This is a genomic window from Erythrobacter sp. THAF29 (assembly GCF_009363635.1).
Taxonomy (GTDB): Bacteria; Pseudomonadota; Alphaproteobacteria; order Sphingomonadales; family Sphingomonadaceae; genus Erythrobacter.
Genome location: NZ_CP045392.1, coordinates 1,191,962 through 1,212,852 on the forward strand (window position 1 = coordinate 1,191,962; position 20,891 = coordinate 1,212,852).

Consider the following 20,891-nt stretch of genomic DNA (forward strand, 5'->3'; position numbering starts at 1 on the left):
ATGGCAGAAGAAAATCAGTCAAATCGAGCGATTGGCGGCCTCGGCGGCGAAGCCGCGCCCGCTGACATGCCCCTTGGCGGGACGCGGGCAGAAGCAGTCCAGCGTCTGCAGATCGGGTTGTTCGGGATAGGCGCGATGATACTGCTCGTGGGGCTTGCCAGTATCATCGGAAGCCAGGCCGACCAGGCAGAGCGTGACTCTGTGCCCGAAGCGGCACCGACCACGGAACCCACCGAAGCTCCGCCGCAAAGCGATCCGCTCGCCGATGCAGGCGTGGTGCCTGATATCCCTGCCGAGCCGAGCCCGACCCCGACCGATGAGGCGAAGCCGACAGTCCAGCCTACTCCCGGCCTCCCAGTACCCGCCGATGTCGAGCGTCCTCAGTAAACTTACTGCGATTGCGGCTGCTCTCGCGCTCCTTGCCGGATGCAACGAAGGATCGTCCGCAGCGGAGGGTGCGGCGAAGGGTGCCACTGTAAAACGTAAGCTCGGACTCAACAGCAGTCTGCCGCTCTATTGGCCGCTGGGAGTGGATATTCCCGAACTGCTTTCAGACGAGGCACCCGTACCGTGGCAACGCAGGGTTCTCGAACAGGAATACGATCTTGTCCTTCTCGGCACCTTGTCACCTATCGAAGAAGGATTGACCGGAGCGGAGACGGATCCTCTCCGGGATATCGATCGCCTCGCCGTAATCCAGCCGCGCGGGCTCGCGCCGGCGGACAATGTCGCTCTCGACAACTGGGTGAGGGAAGGAGGCAAGTTGCTGTTGGTGCTCGATCCGCTTTTAACGGGAGAGTACGAAGTGCCGCTCGGCTCTCCGCAAAGGCCCGTCGACAGCGCGCTCATCCCACCAATTGTAGCGCGCTGGGGGCTGGAAGTATCGGTCGAGGATCACGACAGTTTCGAGAACGGGTTTTACGAAGTCCCTGTCGGAAGATCCAGGCTGGTCGTCGGTCATCCCGGTGCAATCGCGGTGGCCGACCCGAACGCCGCAGATTGCGGCATCCTTGCAAGAGGCGTGATGGCACGCTGCAAGGTGGGAGAAGGCCAGGTGGTGCTGTTGGCGGATGCGGCGGCGTTCGAGACGGCGGAATTCGCAGGCCCGGACGGTGAAGAATTGCTTGCCTTGATGCGCTTCGCCTTCGATTGAGCATACTTCAGGGAAATTACGGGAAGGGCGAAACGACTCCGCGGGAATGACAGCGGAAATTCGGGGATTCGCGGTGGAATTTGCTGTTTTTCACGGGAAATTAGGGGCTTGTCCGAGGGTTCTGCCGCAAGGTTGCACCGCAGAGCGTGCAGAAAATACGATGTAAATCATATGTTTACCACGTAATCCCTAGAAATCCCGCAAAAACCCCTTCCATCCCGCCTGCTTCCCCGATATTACCGTGTTCCATCAAACATGCCTGTTTGCTCCGTGTCGACCGTACGAATCGGCACGCTGCCCCCGCTTGCGCGAGGGCGGCGACGGGGAAGTCGTGGGCAAGGGCGTGTCGGGTGCAATGGCTGGAAAACGGTTTTCCGGCTGGTCGGGGATACGAGGGGATTGGGACGCGTGTCGGCGTTTGGAGGATATAGTGGACAGGCCTATTCGCCGGCAGGCGATAAGGGTCGTTTCGTCCTGCCTCCTGCATTCCGCAAGGCGGTAAAAGAAAGCTCCGACGGCTCAAAGACCCTGTGCCTCGCCAGTCACGATAAATTCGACTGTCTCGTCGGCTTTGGTCTTTCGCGCATCGAAAAGCTCCACAAGAAGCTCGATGACGAGGAAGAGCGGGCCATCCGTCTCGGCCTTGCCGATTTCGATCGCGATGTTCGCGCGCAACAGCTCTTCGGGTTCGAGCAATTGCCGTTCGACGATAGCGGACGCTTCGTCATGCCCGAACATCTGCGCGATCTCGGCAAGGTCGGCGATGGCCTCTATTTCCAGGGCGCCGGCGATTTCTTTTTCATCTGGAATCCTGTGGAGCTGGCGCGGATGGACGACAGCTGGCGCGGAGCGAAGGCGGCCTGCGACAAGCTGATGACTGAAGCAGCCGCCAAGACCAAGGCGAAAGGGGGGAAGAAGTGACCGCCCCCCACGTACCCGTCCTCCTCGATGAAGTCGTTGCAGCCATCTCGCCCCGAGCCGGCATGAGTATCGTCGATGCAACCTTTGGTGCCGGCGGCTATTCACGCGCGCTGCTCAATGCGGGTGCGCGCGTCTATGCCTTCGATCGCGATCCCAACGCGATCCGGGACGGCAAGGCGATGGTCGACGAATATGAAGGCCGGCTGTCACTCCATGCCGAGCGGTTTTCGCGCATGCGTGATGAACTCGCGCGCCTCGGCGTTCCCCAGGTCGATGCGGTGGTGATGGATATCGGTGTCTCTTCGATGCAACTCGACCAGGGCGAGCGAGGCTTCGCGTTCTCGTCCGATGGCCCACTCGACATGCGTATGAGCCAGGAGGGCGAGAGCGCAGCAGACTTCCTTAACACCGCCGACGAAGCGGCCATCGCCGATGTGCTTTACCAGTACGGCGAGGAGCGCCAGTCACGCCGGGTCGCGCGCGCTATTGTCGCCGCGCGTCCGCTCGAAACCACAGGGAAGCTGGCCCGCGTGGTCCGCAAGGCCCTCGGCCATAAACCGCACGACAAGAAAGATCCCGCGACCCGCACATTCCAGGCTGTGCGCATTCATGTGAACGATGAGCTGGGAGAATTGAGGGCAGGCCTTTCCGCTGCCGAAGCATTGTTGAAGGAGGGCGGCGTTCTCGCCGTTGTGAGTTTCCACAGCCTCGAAGACCGTATCGTCAAGCGCTTCTTCAAGGAAGCCAGCGGTGCTGGCCGGGCGGTCTCGCGTCATCTTCCCGGCGAAGTTCCCGGACCCGATCCGGTCTTCACCAATGTCTCCAAAGCTATCCGCCCGTCCGACGCCGAGATAGCGCGCAATCCGCGCGCGCGCTCCTCGACCTTACGGTACGCAACCCGCACCGCAGCTCCGGCACGGGAGTTTGCCGCATGATGACCCGTACCCAGATGCGCTCTCTCGGCTGGATGGCAGTGCTCGCTATCTGCGTTGGCCTGTTCGTGGTGCTGAGCATCCGTGTCCACGCGGTGAAGAGCGAGGTCTTGCTTGCCGAACGCAAGATCGTCTCGCTGCAAAAGCAAAACAAGCTGCTCGAAACCGAGTTTGAAACGCGCGCGAGCCAGCGTCAGCTTGCGAACTGGAACGCGGTCGAATTCGGCTTCGAGGCACCGCGCGCCGACCAGTATCTCGAGGGCGAACGTCAGCTGGCCAGCCTTGGCCAGCCTCTCGGCCCCGACGCGCCGAGCCCGATCCGCATCGCCCGTGCAGACGTCGCGAGTAGCGAGAGTTCGGGCGACGCTCCGCGTGAAATGGTTTCGCCGATCACTGGCGAGGCGATCACGCTCGCCAGTGCGGCAGCCGATTCCGATGCCGGGACGGTCTTCGCCGATGCCTTTGGCGATTTCCTGATCGAAGCATCTCCGATCCGTGCAGCCAACGCTCAGACGGCGGCGAGCGATGCCGCCTCCAGTTTTGCTGCAGAGGCTTCCGGGGGGCGCGAATGAACGCCTACAGCCCGCAATTTGGGCTGCAATTCGGCGAACGCGCTTTTCCTGACTCCGAGGCAAGGCCGCTCGGCGCGGGTGCGGGTCCTGCCATCCCTGCCGGACGAGTTCAGATCGTCCAGCTCCGGTTCCAGTCGCTGCTGACCGCACGCCTCCGGGTTCTTTTCGTCGCTGCGATTTTCAGCCTGGTGGCCGTCGCGGCGCTGCTGCGCATTCTCTACCTCGGATTTGCTGGCTCTGCGCCTACCCAATCCAGTTTGTCGGAGCAATTGCTTCCGCCGCGCGGCGAAATCACCGACCGCAACGGGACGCCGCTCGCGCGAGCTTTTCCGGCTTATGCGCTGTGGTACGATCCAGACGCGATGGGCGATGGCGGTTCACCGCTCGTGCGCGATCCGCAAGAAGTTGCTGCCGAACTTGCCTCGATCTTCCCCGATATGGACGTTGCCGAAACGGCGCAGCGGCTCGCTTCGGGCCGCGCGGGATATCTGCGCCGCCGGGTGCTTCCCGAGGATGCAAACCGCGTTTTTGAACTGGGCGAGATCGCACTTCAATTCCCGCAAGAGACCGACCGCCATTATCCGCAAGGTTCGCTTGCCGCCCACGTGCTCGGCTACACCGTCGAGGCTGAGGGCGGGAAAATCGGAATGGAGGAAGTGCTCGAAGAGCGTCTGTCCGACCCCGAACTGCGCGGTGATCCGGTAGCGTTGTCGATCGACGTGCGCGTGCAGGGCGCGCTGGAGGACGAACTACGCCGGGGCATGCTTTCGACCAACGCAATCGGTGCCGCGGGCATCGTGCTTGATGTCGATACGGGCGAGATCATGGCGATGGCTTCGCTCCCCGAATTCGACCCCAATGTGGTCGGCGCCGGCGGCGCTCCCAATGTCTTTAACCGCGCAACCAACGGCACTTACGAGCTGGGTTCGACCTTCAAGCCGCTTACGGTGGCCGCTGCAATCGACGCAGGCGTCGTGCGCAATCTCAGCAGGAACTGGAACGCGCGGACTGTCGAGGTCGGCAATCGCAAGATCCGCGACCTGAAGCCGAAGGGAGACGTGCTTAACGTGCCCCAGGCGCTGATCTATTCGTCCAACACCGTGACCGCGCGCGTCGCCGACCAACTCGGCACGAAGAAGATGCAGCAATTGCTGGTCGATCTGAACATGGACAAGCGGCCGCAGATCGAACTGCCCGCGCGCGGCAAACCGCAATGGCCGGGCGATCCCGATAACCGCCACACCAATATGGTGATCGGTTACGGCCACTCGCTTTCGGTTACGCCGCTGCACCTTGCCAACGCCTATGCAGCGATGGTGAATGGCGGGGTCTGGCGTCCTGCGACCTTGCACAAGCTGCGCCCAAGCGAAGTTCCGCGCGGCAGGAGGGTGTTCAAGGCATCGACATCGGCTCGGATGCGCCAGATGCTACGGATGATTTCGCTCTACGGTACCGGTCGCAGCGCCGACGCGCCCGGCTACCGCGTTGGCGGGAAGACCGGATCGGCTGAAAAAGTCATCAATGGCCGCTACAGCAAAACCAAGATAATCTCGACCTTCGCCGCCGCCTTCCCGATGGACAATCCGCGCTATGTGATCGTCGCCATGATCGACGAGCCGCGCGGCACCGTAGCAAGCTCGTTCCAGCGGACCGCCGCATTCAATGCAGCTCCCGTCGTCGGACGGCTTGTCCCGCGCATCGGACCGATGCTGGGCGTGCGTCCCGACGCCAATCGCGACGTCGATATCTCCGATCTTCGGTATCTGGTGGAGAAGAAAGACAAGCAATGAAGCTTGCCAAGCTGATCGAACAGGCCGGGATAGGGGGCATCGAGGCTGGGGACGTGACCGTCACCGGCTTTGCCATCGATCATCGCAAGATCGCGCCGGGCAATGTGTTCGGCGCGTTTCAGGGTGCGCAGTTCAACGCGGAAGATTTCATCCCGGCCGCAATCGAAGCGGGGGCTGTGGCGGTCGTTGCCCGTCACGAGGCGAAGGTCGAGGGCGCGCTCCACATCGCCGACGAAAATCCGCGCCGCACCTTTGCGCGGCTGGCGGCGCAATTCTTCACGCCTGTGCCCAAGACGATCGTTGCGGTCACCGGCACCAACGGCAAGACATCGACCGTCGAGATGACGCGTCAAATCTGGCGCATGTGCGGCGAACGCGCGGCGAGCATCGGGACGCTGGGCGTCACCACGCCTGACGAAAGCGTCTCCACCGGCCTCACCACACCGGATATCGTCACGTTCCTGTCGAACATGAGCGGGCTTGCGCGCGAAGGCGTGACCCATGTTGCCTATGAGGCGTCGAGCCACGGCCTGTCGCAATATCGCAACGAGGGCCTGCCGGTCACCGCCTGCGCGTTCACCAATTTCAGCCGCGACCATCTCGATTACCACGGGACGATGGAGGACTATTTCGCGGCCAAGATGCGCCTGTTCGACGAAGTGGTCGAACCGGGTGCGCCAGCCATCATCTATTGCGGCGGGGAAAATAGCGAGTGGACCCGCCGCGCCATCGAGCACGCCCAAGGATTCTCTGGGTCCCGTCAATTGCGCGTGCTCACAGTGGGCGAGCGAGGTGATTTCCTCCGCCTCGCCGCCCGCGAGGCGACACAGCTGGGCCAAGTTCTGACGATTGAACACGAGGGAGAGTGCGCGACGGTGAAGCTGCCGCTGATCGGCGAATATCAGGCCGCCAATGCGCTGGTCGCAGCCGGGCTGGCGCTTGTGACGGGGGCGGAAAGGTCGCAGGTGTTTGACGCCGTCGCTCGGCTGCAACCGGTTCGTGGGCGGCTCGAACGCGCGGTTATCTCGGCGAGCGGAGCGCCGGTTTATGTCGACTACGCTCACACGCCAGACGCACTCGAAGCGGCGATCATCGCGCTTCGACCGCATGTCGACGAGGCACGGGGCGGCAAGCTCACAGTCGTTTTCGGCGCGGGCGGAGATCGTGATATCGGCAAGCGTAAAACGATGGGCGAGGTCGCCTCGCGTGTTGCCGATCGGGTGATCGTCACAGACGACAATCCGCGCGGGGAAGATCCCGCCGCGATCCGCGCCGATGTGTTATCGGGCGCTGGAGACAATGCGGTCGAGACCGGTGACCGCCGGGAAGCCATCGCCGCCGCCATCCGGCAGGCGGGCGCACATGATATCATCCTCATCGCAGGCAAGGGCCACGAAGAAGGCCAGATAATTGGGTCGGGAGAAAACATGCGGGTATTGCCGTTCAACGACGTGACAGTGGCGCGCGAATGCGCAGCGGAGATCAAGGCATGAACGCCGCTCATGCCCTCCTTCGCGCATGGCCCGCCGATCCGCGCGACGATCTGCCGATTGCCCTGTGGGATAGTGCAGCCATCGAGGCAGCGACCGGCGGCACCGCGAGCCACGCATTCCAGGCGTCGGGCGTCGAAATGGACTCTCGCGATGTCCGTCCCGGAGATGTCTTTGTCGCATTGAAGGGCGAGGCGATGGACGGGCACAAGTTCGTGTCCGCTGCTTTCACCAAGGGCGCGGTCGCAGCAATTGTGGACCGCCCCGTCGATTTCCCGCACGTGCTCGTCGAGGACACGACCAAGGCGTTGCACGATCTCGCACGCGCCGCGCGCGAGCGCTCGCCAGCGGTGCGGATCGCAGTCACGGGCTCGGTCGGCAAGACAGGGGTCAAAGAGGCGATCTTCAACGCGCTAGACCGTGCAAGTCGCGGGGCTGCGCATCGGTCGGTCCGCAGCTACAACAATCATGTCGGTGTCCCGCTCAGCCTCGCACGGCTTCCGGCACGTGCCAAATTCGGCGTGTTCGAAATGGGCATGAACCACGCAGGAGAGATCGCACCGCTTGCCGATCACGTTCGACCCAACGTCGCGCTTATCACCACTATCGCGCCTGCCCACATCGAAAATCTCGGCAGCATGGAAGCGATTGCAGACGAAAAGGCGCAGATTTTCTCCGGTCTTGTTGCTGGCGGTACGGCGGTCATCCCTGCGGACAGCGAGCACACTGCGCGCATGGTTTCGCATGCGGAAAGGCTCGGGGTGCAGGTTGTGACCTTTGGCCGCCATGCTGATGCGGACGTACGGCTGCTCGATGCCATTCCGAGCGCCAATGGCGGATCGCTCGTCACCGCCGATCTCGGCGATACGCGGCTATGTTATTCGGTGGCCGAACCCGGCGACCACTGGATCACCAACTCGCTTGGCGTCATGGCGGCAGTACGAGCAGCAGGCGGCGATCTTGCGGCGGCAGGCCTTGCACTGGCTGAAATGGGCGGGCTGAAAGGTCGCGGCGCACGCTTCGATATCGTCGTCACCGGAGGCAAAGCGCTTCTCGTCGACGAGAGTTACAACGCCAATCCAGCCAGTATGCGCGCAACCTTGCGGCAGCTCGGGCAAACGCCCGCGCACAGACGCATCGCGGTGCTCGGCAGCATGAAGGAACTCGGCGATTTCGGGCCGGATTTTCACCGCCAGCTGGCAAAGCCGATCGTTGAGGCGAAAATCGATCACGTGATCCTTGTCGGCGACGAGATGCGCGCGCTCGCGGGGGAACTGGGGAAACAGCGGAGCAATTCGCTTGGCATTCGCCCCGGCTTCGCGCATTGCGAAGGTCCTGACGAAGCGATTGAGGCGCTCGAAGCGTTCGGTCTCACCCACGGCGATGCCGTGCTCGTGAAGGGCTCCAATTCAGTCGGCCTCGGCAGGCTGGTGACACACTTTACGAGCGCCCCGGGGTAAGCGGGGGCTAGGAAACCGAATGCTCTACCTTCTCGCGGAATGGCTGGGATTCGAAGGCGCCCTGAATCTCGTGCGCTATCAGACGTTCCGCTTCGGCGCGTCGCTGATGACGGCGCTGGTCTTCGGGCTTATTATCGGTCCGCGCTTCATCAATATGCTGCGCGTCAGGCAGGGCAAGGGTCAGCCGATTCGCGAGGACGGACCGCAAACGCACCTCGCCAAGCGCGGCACGCCAACCATGGGCGGGCTGATGATCCTCGTCGCGCTGACTATTTCGCTGCTGCTTTGGATGGATTTGCGAAGCCCGCTGGTATGGGCCTGCATCGCTGTCACGCTCGGTTTCGGGCTGATCGGCTTTCTCGACGATTATGACAAGGTTTCGAAGAACAGCCACGCAGGGCTTTCGGGCAAGGTCCGTCTGCTGGCCGAGTTCGCCGTCGCAGGCGTCGCAAGCTACCTCATCGTCAGCCAGATCAACACCAACCTGTACGTCCCGTTCTTCTCAGATGTCGAGATACCGCTTGGGCCGTTTTACTATGTCTTTGCCGCCTTCGTGATTGTGGGTGCGGGCAACGCGGTGAACCTTACCGATGGGCTCGATGGATTGGCGATTATGCCGGTTATCATCGCTGCCGGAACCTTTGCATTGATCGCCTACCTCGTCGGACGCGTGGACTATTCCGATTACCTCGGCATCCCCCACGTCCCGGGTGCGGGCGAGCTGGCCGTGTTCGCGGCCGCGATCATGGGGGCGGGCCTTGCCTTCCTTTGGTTCAACGCGCCGCCCGCGGCGGTGTTCATGGGCGACACCGGTTCGCTGGCTCTGGGGGGAGCGCTCGGCGCGATCGCAGTTGCCAGTCACCACGAAGTCGTACTCGCCATCGTGGGGGGGCTGTTCGTGCTCGAAGCAGTATCGGTCATCATCCAGGTTTTCTGGTTCAAACGGACTGGCCGACGGGTGTTCCGCATGGCTCCGATTCACCACCATTTCGAACAACTGGGCTGGAGCGAAAGCACGGTCGTGATCCGTTTCTGGATCATCTCGATCGTGCTCGCGCTGATGGGCCTTGCAACGCTCAAGCTGAGGTAACGGAACAGCCCCAAGTGATCACGTCGAAAGCCTTTGCCGGAAAACGCTATGCCGTCCTCGGCCTCGCGCGCTCCGGCGCGGCGAGTGTTGAGGCGTTGATGGCAAGCGGCGCCGAGGTGACTGCCTGGGATCGGCAGGATATCGCACGGGAGCCATTCGAGCGGCGATGCAGGCTTGCCGATCCGCTCGAGATAGACCTGTCAGGCTTTTCCGGTGTGGTTGTCTCGCCCGGCGTCCCGCTCAACACCCATCCGATAAAGCCGCATGCAGAGAAATTCGGCGTGCCGGTAATCGGCGATATCGAACTCTTCGCGCTCGCGCGCGGCGATGTGCCCGGGCACAAGGTTGTCGGTATCACCGGTACCAACGGCAAATCGACCACCACGGCCCTGGTCCACCACATCCTTGAAATGGCGGGCATACCCTCGGTCATGGGCGGCAATATCGGGGAGCCTATCCTCGGTCGCGAACCGCTTGAGCCCAATGAGAATGGCGTTGGCATCTACGTGCTCGAATTGTCGAGCTACCAGATCGACCTCACTCGTTCGCTTGCCTGCGAGGCGGCGGCGCTCACGAACATCACGCCCGACCACCTTGACCGCTATGACGGTTTTGAGGACTATGCGTTCTCAAAAGGTCGTCTGTTCGCGATGCAGGGGACGGGACAGTTCGCGGTATTCGGCTCTACCGCCGAGCCGGCTGGCGCGATCATGCGGGCGGAGCAGGCCCGCCGTCCCGAGGGCCGCGTCGTCCCCGCTAATCTCGATCGCTTTGCCCCTATGCAAGGGGAGTGGCCAACCCTTCAAGGTCCGCATAATCTCGAGAATGTCGCGGTTGCCGTGGCGTTGGTCGAAGAACTGGGTGTGACCGAAGCGCAGTGGCGCCATGCACTGCCGCGCTTTCGCAACTTGCCGCACAGGATGGAGACGGTGTGCGAGGATGAAGGTGTCCTGTTCCTCAACGACAGCAAGGCGACCAACCCCGCCTCCACTGCGCCTGCACTCGCTGCATATCCCCCTTCGCCCGAAATCCATGGCGGTGCGCCGCGTATCCACTGGATCGTCGGCGGGCTTGCAAAAGAGGACGGGCTCGGCGAGTGCGAGGCGCATCTCGACAACGTGGCGGCAGCCTATACCGTAGGCGAGGCTGGGCCGCGTTTTGCCGAGCTACTCGAAGGAAGAATTCCCCAAGTCGAACGCTGCGAACTGGTAAGCGAGGCGGTGGGCCGCGCGCGTGAAGCCGCAAGACCCGGCGACGTGGTTCTATTTTCGCCGGCCTGCGCGAGCTTCGATCAATTCCGTGATTACGAGAAGCGCGGCGAGCATTTCCGCCAGCTCGTCGGTGTGATCACAGAGCGCGACGATTGCTTTCCATCGGAATTCGCGGCGTCCGTGCCCGGCAGGGATCCGTCCTTATGAGCGGACCTGGCGCATACGCACCTTCGCACGGCGATAACGCGCTTCAACAGCCATCACCCGTGGCGCGTAAGTGGCGCGAGCACGTCCGCGTCTGGTGGCGAGAGATCGACAAGGGTCTGTTGTTCCTTGTCCTCGCGCTCATGGCGCTCGGAACGGTCGCCGTGGCAGCAGCCGCGCCGGCCGCCTCCGAACAGCTGGCACGGCGCGGGATCGAGGTCGGTGAATTCTATTATCTCCGGCAGCACCTGATGTTCCAGATGGCCGGGATTATCGGAATGATCGGCGTGTCGATGCTTGACCGCGACAGCGCGCGGCGGCTCGGCATTGTCGCCTTTGCCGGGTTCCTCTTCCTGCTGTTCCTTGTTCCGCTCATCGGGGTGGAGAAGAATGGCGCGAAGCGTTGGCTCGAATTCGGTATGTCTTTGCAGCCCTCCGAGTTCCTGAAGCCCGGTTTTGCAATCGTGCTCGCATGGATTTTGAGCTGGCGGCTGCGCGACCAGAACCTGCCGGTGCTCACCTTCGCAACCGCGATCATGGCGCTGATCGGCGGGCTGCTGATGCTCCAGCCGAACCTCGGCGCTGCGATCCTGTTCGGAGGAATATGGTTCGTGCTCGTCCTGCTTGCGGGCGTCTCGATCCAACGGATCGGTCTGCTCATCGGCGGCGGCCTTATTTCGCTTACCGCCGCCTATTTTCTCTATGACAATGCGCGTTACCGTATCGACAGCTTCCTTGGCGGAGGCACCGCCTTCGATCAGGTAGACCTCGCCCAGCGAACGCTGCTTGCGGGGGGCTGGACCGGCAGCGGGCTGTGGCTCGGCATTCGCAAGATGAACCTGCCCGAAGCGCATACCGACTACATCTTCTCGGTCATTGGTGAAGAATTCGGACTGTTAACCTGCGGTCTCATTGTGTTGCTCTATCTTGCTATCGTCGGCAGGGCGCTGATGCGGCTCATCGACGAAGACAATCTTTTCGCGCTGCTTGCAGGAGCGGGGCTGGTTGCCCAGATCGGGGGGCAGGCGTTCATCAATATCCTGGTGAACCTGCAGCTTTTCCCGTCAAAGGGAATGACCTTGCCGCTCGTCAGCTACGGCGGATCGTCGACGCTGGCGGTGTGCTTCACGGTGGGGCTGCTGCTGGCAATCACCCGGCGTAACCCGTTCCTCGAACGCGAAAGCTCGGGCCTGAAGGACGTATTCGAGCGCTCAAAGTCAAACACAGGGGAGGCGCGGCCATGAACAGTGAAGTGAGAACCGGCGCAAGCCGCCACTTCGTCCTTGCTGCCGGAGGCACGGGCGGCCACCTTATCCCGGCCTTTGCGCTGGCAAGAGAGCTTGAGGCGCGCGGGCACCACGTAGCGCTCATCACCGACGAGCGCGGAGCAAACATTCCGGGCAAGCCAGACAGTCTCACCGCGCATGTCCTTCCCGCAGGCCGGTTCGGCAAGAATCCGCTGCAGTGGATCAAGGGCGTTCGCGCAGTTCTCGAAGGGCGCAACATGGCGCTGCGCCTGTTCGAGAGCTTCGAACCGAGCGCGGTGGTCGGCTTTGGAGGCTATCCCGCACTGCCTGCCTTGCTCGCCGCGACATCGGCCAAAATTCCCAGCCTCGTGCACGAACAAAATGCCGTGCTGGGCCGCGTCAATCGCCTGCTTGCCGGCCGGGTCGATGCAATCGCGACCTCGTATCCCGATGTCGAGCGGCTGAAGCCCAAGTTCGTCGAGAAGGTCCACCTCGTCGGCAATCCGGTGCGTGAGGAAGTGCTCGCGCTGCGCGACGAAGAATTCCCGCCGTTTACCGAAGACGGCCTTTTGCGTGTCCTCATTACCGGCGGCAGCCAGGGTGCCAGCGTCCTTTCCGACGTCGTCCCCGATGGCCTTGCAATGCTGCCCCAGGGATTGCGCGAACGATTGCAGGTAACCCAGCAATGCCGCAGCGAGGATGTCGACCGCGTGCGCGAACGCTATGCGCGCCACGACATCCCTGCAGAGCTTGGCACCTATTTCGAGGATATGAATGAGAGGCTGGCGGACACTCATCTGTTTATCGGTCGCGCAGGAGCATCGACAATAGCCGAATTGACCGCCGTCGGACGCCCTGCGATCCTCGTGCCCCTTCCGATCGCGACCGACGATCACCAGGCGGCCAACACCCGCGAAATCGTGAAGGCTGGCGGCGCGCGAATGATCCGGCAGGATAGGTTCGAGCCCAAGGAGCTCGCCAAGCAGATTCAGGCTATGGCCCAGAACCCGGCCAGCCTGGCCAACGCCGCCCATGGCGCCTGGAATTGCGGCCGTCCAAAGGCTGCAAAAGACCTCGCCGATCTTGTCGAGAGCATGTCGGGGATCGACCTGATGGATGTCGTGAAGGTAGGCGGCAACAATGCCCGCGGTGCTTCGCAAGGCGTACCGGCAGGACAGGGTGCCAGCAAAGATATCGCGGCGAAGGATCGCGCTGCATGAAAGGCGTTCCCACCGACATAGGTACGATCCATTTCGTCGGCATTGGCGGGATCGGCATGTCCGGCATTGCCGAGGTGATGGATAACCTTGGTTACTCGGTGCAAGGCAGCGATATCAAAGAGAGTCCGGTGGTCGAACGCCTGCGCTCGCGCGGGATCAAGATCGCGATTGGTCATGCAAGCGAGAACGTCGAAGGCGCATCGGTCGTGGTGACATCCACCGCGGTGCGCCGGACCAATCCCGAGGTCGCCTATGCGCTGGAAAACCGCATCCCAGTGGTGCGCCGCGCCGAGATGCTCGCCGAGCTCATGCGATTGAAGTCGACCGTCGCTGTTGCAGGCACGCACGGCAAGACGACGACGACCAGCATGATCGCCAGCCTGCTCGACCAGGGCGGTATCGACCCGACGGTCATCAATGGCGGAATAATTGAGCAATACGGATCGAATGCACGATTGGGCGACAGCGACTGGATGGTAGTCGAGGCTGACGAGAGCGATGGAAGCTTTCTTCGGCTGGACGGAACGATCGCGGTCGTGACCAATATCGATCCCGAGCATCTCGATCATTACGGCGACTTCGAAGGCGTGAAGAGGGCCTTCGTCGAGTTCATTCACAACGTGCCGTTCTATGGCGCGGCGATCCTGTGCGTCGACCATCCCGAAGTGCAGGCGGTGATCGGGAAAGTGCGCGATCGCAAGGTTATCACCTACGGCTTCTCGCTTCAGGCCGATATCTGCGGGGTCAATGTACGTCCGCATGACGGCGGCAGCACCTTCGACGTTATCGTGCGCCAGCGCGGCGAAGAAGACCGCCGGATCGAAGGCGTTCACCTGCCGATGCCCGGCAGACACAACGTCCAGAATGCACTTGCAGCGATTGCGGTTGCGGTCGAGATGGGGTGTGCGGACGAGGTGATCTGCAACGGCTTCGGCAGCTTCGGAGGTGTGCGTCGACGTTTCACAAAGGTCGGCACCGTGCCCTTCGACACCGGCGCTGCCACGATTATCGACGACTACGCGCACCACCCGGTCGAGATCAAAGCCGTGCTCGCCGCAGCCCGCGAACAGGTCGATGCCACCGATATCGGTGGCCGCGTGATCGCCGTCGCGCAGCCGCACCGATATACGCGTTTGAGCGATTTGATGGACGACTTCCAGACCTGCTTCAACGATGCCGATCTCGTCTTCGTCACGCCCGTCTACGAAGCGGGCGAAGATCCAATCGAAGGGGTGGACTCCGAAGCGCTCGTTGCAGGCTTGAAGTCCCGCGGCCACCGATCGGCAGCGACAGTTTCCGACCAGAACGACCTTGCGGCAACACTCGCCAAGGAAACTGCGCCCGGAGACATAGTGGTGTGCCTCGGCGCGGGGGATATCACGCGCTGGGCTGCTGGCCTTGCCGATGCGATTGAATCACACCGGAGTGCATGAGCGAGATGGTTCAGCACGGCGACTGGTACGATATGGACGATGGCTCCGCTCCGACCTGCGCGGTCGAAGGCGCCGTTGACGCGCCCGTGCCTATGGATGGTGTGCGCGGGCAGCTGACGAAGGATGCACCGCTCGCCAAACTCGTCTGGTTCAAGACCGGTGGTCCGGCGGATTGGCTGTTCGAACCCGCCGATCTCGACGATCTCAAACTCTTCATGGAGCGGCTTGAAGGCAGTTTGCCGGTAATGGCGCTGGGTCTTGGTTCCAACCTCATTATCCGTGATGGCGGGGTGCCGGGCGTTGTCGTGCGGCTCGGCAAGGCCTTTTCAGAATGCGAGGTCACGGACGAACTGACGCTGACCTGCGGGGCGGGGACGCCCGGCATCCTTGCTGCATCGAGAGCGCGCGATGCGGGCATTGCCGGGCTGGAGTTTCTGCGCGGCATTCCCGGTACGGTTGGCGGCTTCGTGCGCATGAATGGCGGGGCCTATGGCCGGGAGGTGGCGGATATCCTTGTCGATTGCGACGTAATCCTGCCTACCGGCGAATACGTGACGCTGCCCGCGCGCGATCTTGAATACAGTTACCGCCATTCGACACTTCCGGACGGTTCGATTGTCGTGTCTGCGCGGTTCAGGGGCACGCCCGGCGACCCACGGGAAATCGGCGCGGAGATGGACCGGATCGCCGAGGCGCGCGAGAATTCGCAGCCGCTCCGGACCAAGACCGGCGGCTCTACCTTCAAGAATCCCGAGGGCATGAAAGCGTGGCAGCTGGTCGACGAGGCCGGGTGTCGGGGCCTAAAGGTCGGCGGCGCGCAAGTTTCGGAAAAGCACACCAATTTCCTCATCAACACGGGCGATGCGACCAGCGCCGATATTGAGAATCTCGGCGAGGAAGTGCGCCGCCGCGTCTACGAGAAATCGGGCGTGACCCTCGAATGGGAAATTCAGCGGGTAGGCCGGCCGTGACTGATAAACTACACATTGCGGTCCTGATGGGCGGCTGGGCGAACGAGCGCGAGGTCTCTCTGATGAGCGGGAACGGCGTTGCCGATGCGCTCGAGAGCCGAGGTCATCGCATCACTCGGATCGACATGGATCGCGATGTCGCCGCGCGCATAGCTGAGGCCGCGCCGGACGTCGTTTTCAATGCGCTACACGGCGTGCCGGGTGAAGATGGGACGGTGCAGGGGATGCTCGAACTGATGGACGTTCCCTACACCCATTCAGGCGTTGCGACCTCGGTGATCGCGATCGACAAGCAACTGACCAAGCAGGCGCTCGTCCCGCACGGCGTGCCGATGCCGGGCGGCCGGATCGTAAAATCGGAGGAACTTTTCGAACGCGACCCGCTGCCGCGCCCCTACGTGCTTAAGCCTGTCAACGAAGGCTCTTCGGTCGGCGTCGCAATCGTCACCGAAGACAGCAATGTCGGCAATCCGATCGTACGAGGCGCTGCGGGGCCGTGGCAGGAATTCGCCGAACTGCTGGCCGAACCCTTTATCAAGGGCCGCGAACTCACCACCGCCGTGATTGACAGCGCCCATGGCACGCGCGCGCTCGGCGTAACCGAGCTCATCATCGAGCATGGTTTCTACGATTACGAGCACAAGTATACAGAAGGCCGGACGCAACACGTCTGCCCGGCTGACATTCCATCCGAAATCGCCGCGCTGTGCGAGGAATACGCCATCCGTGCGCACAAGGTGCTCGGATGCCGCGGGACAAGCCGAACGGACTATCGCTGGGACGAGGAAGCGGGCGAGGACGGCCTGTTCGTGCTCGAGACCAACACGCAGCCCGGCATGACGCCGCTCAGCCTCGTACCCGAGCAGGCGAAGCATGCGGGGATCGAATACCCCGAATTGTGCGAGATGATCGTGCTCGAAGCGCTGCGGGTACACGGAAAGAAAACGGAGGACGCAGATGGCTAAGATCAAGCGTTCAGGCAGCAAGGGCGTTCGCCGCGCCGCCAAGTCGCAGGGGCGCGCAGCGGGCGCTCGCCGCGCCAAGGTGAAAACGAGCGGCTTCGTCGACAGCGCGATGGGTGTGCTGCCGTTCACCGAGGAACAATGGAGCCGCATCTGGCTCGCCGTCATCATCGGCGGGGCGGTCGCGCTCGCATGGGTGATCGCCAACCTCGCCGGCGTGCCCGCCATGGCGCAAGCGCAGGTTTCCGCGATGGCATCCGATGCAGGTTTCGAGGTCAAGCATGTCCGCGTCACCGGGACCGACCGGATGGACGAACGCGAAGTGTATGCGCGTGCGCTTGCGCAGCGCGACCAGCCGATGCCGCAGGTCGATATCGAGGCTCTTCGCGCCGAGCTGATGGAACTGCCCTGGGTGAAGGACGCGCGCGTTTCGGTACAGCTTCCCGAGACGCTTGCTATCGACATTGTCGAGCGCAAACCGCACGCGGTGCTTTCGAAACCCGACCGGCTCGTCCTTATCGATGCCGAGGGGCACGAACTTGCTCCGGTTTCACGCGAAAAGGCCGAGGGGATGCTGCGGATTTCCGGCCCCGGTTCGGCGAAGCAGGTGTCGCGGCTCGATCGGCTGCTTGCGGCGGCGCCGGCGCTCCAACCGCAGGTGGTCGCAGCGGAATGGATTGGCAATCGCCGCTGGAACGTGACGTTCAAGACTGGCCAGGTGCTTGCGCTTCCCGAGGGTGAAGATGAATCAGCCTCGGCCTTGGTCAAATTTGCGCGCATGGACGGACAGAACCGGCTGATCGGCGGAAAAGTCGCCAGCTTCGACATGCGCGACCCGCCGCGCATCTACATGCGCATCCCGGGCCGCGCCGACGCGGTCGAAACGCTCGAGCAGGCGGCACCATGATGGCGAGTAAGGCTGCATCCTCTAAAGCGCGGCTCGCCAAGGTATTCGGCGCGGTCAATATCGGCTCGTTCCGCGTATCGGCCATGATCATGGGCGAAACCGAGACCGGCGACCTCGTGGTGCTCGGATCGGGCCACCGCGCAAGTGCCGGGGTGAAGCGCGGCTACGTCACCGATATGAAGGCGGCGACCTACGCTATCCGCGATGCGGTTGAGCGTGCCGAAAAGAACGCGGGCCAGAGCGTCCAAGGCGTATGGATTGCATGCGCAGGTGCTGGGCTCAAAAGCCGGGTTTCCAAGGTCGAGATCGAGATCGGCGGACGTCGGATCGAAGAAGACGACGTCGAACATCTGCTGATTGCCGCGCGCGACACGATCCAGCCCGATGGGCGAACCGTCCTGCACGCACAGCCCGCACACTACACGCTCGACGGCGCGCATGGTGTCGCCAATCCACGCGGTCTCCATGCCGAGCGGCTGGGTGTCGACGTGCACGTAATGCTCGCCGACGGTGCTCCGGTCCGCAACCTCATGGAGGCGGTTCAGAGCGCGCATCTCGAAGTCGAGGGCGTGGTCGCCGCCCCGCTCGCCTCGGGCTATGCGTGCCTTTCCGACGAGGAGCGCGAGCTCGGGGTTGCTCTGGTCGAGATCGGCTCTGACGTCACCAATGTTTCGGTCTTCGCTGGAGGAATGCTGCTGGGGCTCCGCGCGATCGCGATGGGATCGGGCGACATCACCGATGCAATCGCAAGCGGCTTCGGCATCAGGCGGTTCCAGGCGGAGCGGCTCAAATGCGTATCCGGCTCGGCCATCGCGAGCCCTTCCGACCACCGCGAAATGATACCCGTGAACGGTCCCAACGACAATTGGGATGAGGCTGGTTCCGGTCCGGTCGCGCGCGGTGCGGATGAAAAGAACCGCATTGCCCGAGCAGAGCTCGTTTCGGTCGTGACGCAGCAACTCTCGCAACTCACTACCGAAATGGGTAAGGCGCTCAAGGAGCTGGGCTTTTCGGGGTCGCGTGCGGGCCAAGTCGTTCTTACGGGCGGCGGAGCGGAACTGGCGGGACTGGCCGAATTTGCCCAGGGTGCGCTCGGAATGCCGGTGAGGATCGGCAGAGCGCCTGCGCTCACAGGACTTCCCGAAGCGCATTCGACGCCTGGATTCTCGACGCTAGCGGGCCTTTGCCTCTACGCAGCCGACGACCCGATCGACATCCGGGCGGTCGGCTCGCGTTATCGTGAGGCGAGGGGTTCGGGCTCGGCCATGCCGGGTGCCTATGCGTTCGGGCGGTTGTTCCGCGCGCTGAAGGAGTATTTTTGATGCGCCGATACGTTTTTTTGAAAGGATCGGCGGTGTATGAAGCGCAATAAACCACTGTGGATAAGGATTTCTGCGGTATAACGCCGCGTGTTGCGAATGTGTCACAAGCGGGCAGAGCGAAAAAGCAGGGTCAGGCGGTAGAAAAGACAGGGTCCGCCCGTCTGCTTAAAGGAAGAGCGAAATGAGCATCAATATCGGACCGGCAGCCACCGACGACATGCGCCCCCGCATCACCGTGATCGGGATCGGCGGTGCTGGCGGAAACGCGATTGCCAACATGATCGCATCGGAGATCGAGGGCGTCGACTTTCTCGTAGCCAATACCGATGCGCAGGCCTTGAGCAGCAGTCCGGCGGAAAAGCGGATTCAGCTTGGCCCCGACATTACTGGCGGGCTGGGTGCAGGTGCACGGCCCGAGGTCGGTAAGGCGGCGGCCGAGGAAACGGTCAAAGAGATCGAGGACGCGCTGGAAGGCGTGAACATGGTCTTCATCGCCGCGGGCATGGGCGGCGGAACCGGTACCGGTGCGGCTCCGGTGATCGCGGAGGCTGCGCGCCGCAAAGGCGTGCTGACAGTCGGCGTCGTGACCAAGCCGTTCCTGTTCGAAGGGACGCGCCGAATGCGCGCTGCCGAGGCCGGGATCGCCGAGTTGCAGGATCACGTCGACACGCTGATTGTCATTCCGAACCAGAACCTGTTCCTCGTCGCCAAGGCCGAGACGACTTTCAAGGAAGCGTTCGAGCTGGCAGACGAAGTGCTGCAGCAGGGCGTGCGCTCGATCACCGACCTGATGGTCATGCCGGGCCTCATCAACCTCGACTTTGCCGATGTTCGCTCTGTGATGAGCGAAATGGGCAAGGCAATGATGGGCACGGGTGAGGGCGAGGGCGAAAACCGCGCGCTCGAAGCGGCCGAGCAGGCAATCGCAAACCCGCTGCTCGATGGCGTGTCGATGCAGGGCGCAAAGGGCGTGATCATCTCGATCATCGGCGGCGAAGACATGAAGCTGCTCGAAGTCGATGAAGCTGCGAACCATATTCGCGAACTCGTCGACGAGGATGCGAACATCATCTGGGGCAGCGCATTCAATCCCGATCTCGAAGGCAAAATCCGCGTCAGCGTGGTCGCCACGGGTATCGAACAGGGCGTTGTCGGCCAGTCCGAACGCTCCGCACCGGTTTCGCTCTCTAGCTCGCGTGCGCCCAAGCGGCCGGTACTCGAACTGGGTGGAGAGGACGCGAGCGCCGCAGCTGGCGCCGATGTCGAGAACGAACCTCTCGATCTCACTACGCCCGAGCCTGAACCGGAACCCGCTCCCGAACCCGCCAACGAAGCTGAGCCGTTCGATCTGACCGGCATGCAGGCAGGTGACGAGATGGGCGAGAGTGAGGAAGACGACGACGTCGATGGAATCGTTGATCCGCTCGCCGGTCTACGCGATGCCGAAGAGGACACTTTCGAGCTCGGGCAAGCCGAAGAAGCAGGGCTCGAAGAACCTGCCGATGACAGCACCTTTGGCGTCGCAACGGAGGATGGCTTTGCGGCGAACAGCGAAGAAGAGCCACTCGACCTCACCGGCGAAGTCGCGGAAGACGATGGCTCTGGCGACAATGGCGATGTGTTCGCGGATGCCGATCGCCTTGCCGAAGAGGACAAGCCTGTCGGTGGTGGACGTCGCCAGACGATCCTCGGCAGCGGATCCGAGGGTGGTGAAGGCGGGGGCGGTAGCGCACCTGCAGAATCGGGCGGCGGATCCTCCGGTGGGGGCAGCACCCTTTTCGAACGCATGGCAAATCTGTCTCGATCGGGATCGGACGACAACGAGGATGACGACGACGATGATGATGCGCCCGCGCTCAGCATCCCGCGCTTCCTCGGACGGCAGAACAACCAGTAGATAGGAAGGCGGGGCGATTGTCCCGCCTTTTGCTTTGGGCTATCGACTTGTCGTTGCCCTGATCCTGTTCGCCTCCGGTTCAATTCGCCGGAGTATGCAGGACCGCGCT

General features: G+C 62.7%; 18 protein-coding genes. All 18 read left to right on the forward strand.

Features of this window, described 5'->3' with window-relative positions:
* The 18 genes from FIU90_RS15725 to ftsZ all read left to right on the forward strand — a co-directional run bounded on the left by FIU90_RS15725 (window position 1) and on the right by ftsZ (window position 20,782).
* Window positions 1-387, forward strand: a complete 387-nt coding sequence (locus tag FIU90_RS15725; RefSeq protein WP_234029644.1) for a hypothetical protein — start codon at window positions 1-3, stop codon at window positions 385-387.
* Window positions 368-1,153, forward strand: coding sequence for a hypothetical protein (locus FIU90_RS05810; RefSeq protein WP_152433923.1), 786 nt, complete (start codon window positions 368-370; stop codon window positions 1,151-1,153). The genes FIU90_RS15725 and FIU90_RS05810 overlap by 20 nt, the downstream gene beginning before the upstream one ends.
* A 408-nt stretch (window positions 1,154-1,561) precedes the next feature.
* A complete protein-coding gene (locus tag FIU90_RS05815) occupies window positions 1,562-2,074 on the forward strand; it encodes a division/cell wall cluster transcriptional repressor MraZ (protein WP_152433924.1) in 513 nt (170 codons plus the stop codon).
* On the forward strand, window positions 2,071-3,009 hold the full coding sequence (gene rsmH, locus FIU90_RS05820; protein WP_152433925.1) for a 16S rRNA (cytosine(1402)-N(4))-methyltransferase RsmH: 939 nt from the start codon (window positions 2,071-2,073) through the stop codon (window positions 3,007-3,009). The genes FIU90_RS05815 and rsmH overlap by 4 nt, the downstream gene beginning before the upstream one ends.
* A complete protein-coding gene (locus tag FIU90_RS05825; protein ID WP_152433926.1) occupies window positions 3,006-3,578 on the forward strand; it encodes a hypothetical protein in 573 nt (190 codons plus the stop codon). Before rsmH ends, FIU90_RS05825 begins: the two co-directional genes overlap by 4 nt.
* Entirely contained in the window at window positions 3,575-5,368 is a 1,794-nt protein-coding gene (locus FIU90_RS05830; protein ID WP_152433927.1) for a penicillin-binding protein 2, read from the forward strand. The genes FIU90_RS05825 and FIU90_RS05830 overlap by 4 nt, the downstream gene beginning before the upstream one ends.
* The gene (locus FIU90_RS05835; RefSeq protein ID WP_152433928.1) at window positions 5,365-6,861 is read left to right on the forward strand and encodes a UDP-N-acetylmuramoyl-L-alanyl-D-glutamate--2,6-diaminopimelate ligase; all 1,497 of its coding nucleotides are present in this window, start codon (window positions 5,365-5,367) and stop codon (window positions 6,859-6,861) included. The genes FIU90_RS05830 and FIU90_RS05835 overlap by 4 nt, the downstream gene beginning before the upstream one ends.
* Window positions 6,858-8,318: a UDP-N-acetylmuramoyl-tripeptide--D-alanyl-D-alanine ligase gene (gene murF, locus FIU90_RS05840; RefSeq protein WP_152433929.1), complete on the forward strand. Its 1,461-nt coding sequence runs from the start codon at window positions 6,858-6,860 to the stop codon at window positions 8,316-8,318. Before FIU90_RS05835 ends, murF begins: the two co-directional genes overlap by 4 nt.
* Before the next feature lie 19 nt (window positions 8,319-8,337).
* A complete protein-coding gene (mraY, locus tag FIU90_RS05845; RefSeq protein WP_152433930.1) occupies window positions 8,338-9,408 on the forward strand; it encodes a phospho-N-acetylmuramoyl-pentapeptide-transferase in 1,071 nt (356 codons plus the stop codon).
* Window positions 9,409-9,422: 14 nt separating this feature from the next.
* A complete protein-coding gene (murD, locus tag FIU90_RS05850) occupies window positions 9,423-10,826 on the forward strand; it encodes a UDP-N-acetylmuramoyl-L-alanine--D-glutamate ligase (protein WP_152433931.1) in 1,404 nt (467 codons plus the stop codon).
* Window positions 10,823-12,067 (forward strand): FtsW/RodA/SpoVE family cell cycle protein, encoded by a 1,245-nt coding sequence (locus FIU90_RS05855; RefSeq protein ID WP_152433932.1) that lies wholly within the window; start codon window positions 10,823-10,825, stop codon window positions 12,065-12,067. The genes murD and FIU90_RS05855 overlap by 4 nt, the downstream gene beginning before the upstream one ends.
* A complete protein-coding gene (gene murG / locus FIU90_RS05860; RefSeq protein WP_152433933.1) occupies window positions 12,064-13,290 on the forward strand; it encodes an undecaprenyldiphospho-muramoylpentapeptide beta-N-acetylglucosaminyltransferase in 1,227 nt (408 codons plus the stop codon). Before FIU90_RS05855 ends, murG begins: the two co-directional genes overlap by 4 nt.
* Window positions 13,287-14,723 carry a UDP-N-acetylmuramate--L-alanine ligase gene (gene murC, locus FIU90_RS05865; RefSeq protein WP_152433934.1) on the forward strand — a complete coding sequence of 479 codons (1,437 nt, stop codon included), beginning with the start codon at window positions 13,287-13,289 and terminating at the stop codon, window positions 14,721-14,723. The genes murG and murC overlap by 4 nt, the downstream gene beginning before the upstream one ends.
* A 92-nt stretch (window positions 14,724-14,815) precedes the next feature.
* Entirely contained in the window at window positions 14,816-15,694 is an 879-nt protein-coding gene (gene murB / locus FIU90_RS05870; protein ID WP_234029680.1) for a UDP-N-acetylmuramate dehydrogenase, read from the forward strand.
* Window positions 15,664-16,659, forward strand: coding sequence for a D-alanine--D-alanine ligase (locus FIU90_RS05875; protein WP_152433935.1), 996 nt, complete (start codon window positions 15,664-15,666; stop codon window positions 16,657-16,659). The genes murB and FIU90_RS05875 overlap by 31 nt, the downstream gene beginning before the upstream one ends.
* On the forward strand, window positions 16,652-17,563 hold the full coding sequence (locus FIU90_RS05880; protein WP_152433936.1) for a cell division protein FtsQ/DivIB: 912 nt from the start codon (window positions 16,652-16,654) through the stop codon (window positions 17,561-17,563). Before FIU90_RS05875 ends, FIU90_RS05880 begins: the two co-directional genes overlap by 8 nt.
* The gene (ftsA, locus tag FIU90_RS05885) at window positions 17,563-18,885 is read left to right on the forward strand and encodes a cell division protein FtsA (protein WP_152435720.1); all 1,323 of its coding nucleotides are present in this window, start codon (window positions 17,563-17,565) and stop codon (window positions 18,883-18,885) included. Before FIU90_RS05880 ends, ftsA begins: the two co-directional genes overlap by 1 nt.
* A 181-nt stretch (window positions 18,886-19,066) precedes the next feature.
* The gene (gene ftsZ, locus FIU90_RS05890; RefSeq protein ID WP_152433937.1) at window positions 19,067-20,782 is read left to right on the forward strand and encodes a cell division protein FtsZ; all 1,716 of its coding nucleotides are present in this window, start codon (window positions 19,067-19,069) and stop codon (window positions 20,780-20,782) included.
* Window positions 20,783-20,891: the final 109 nt, after the last annotated feature.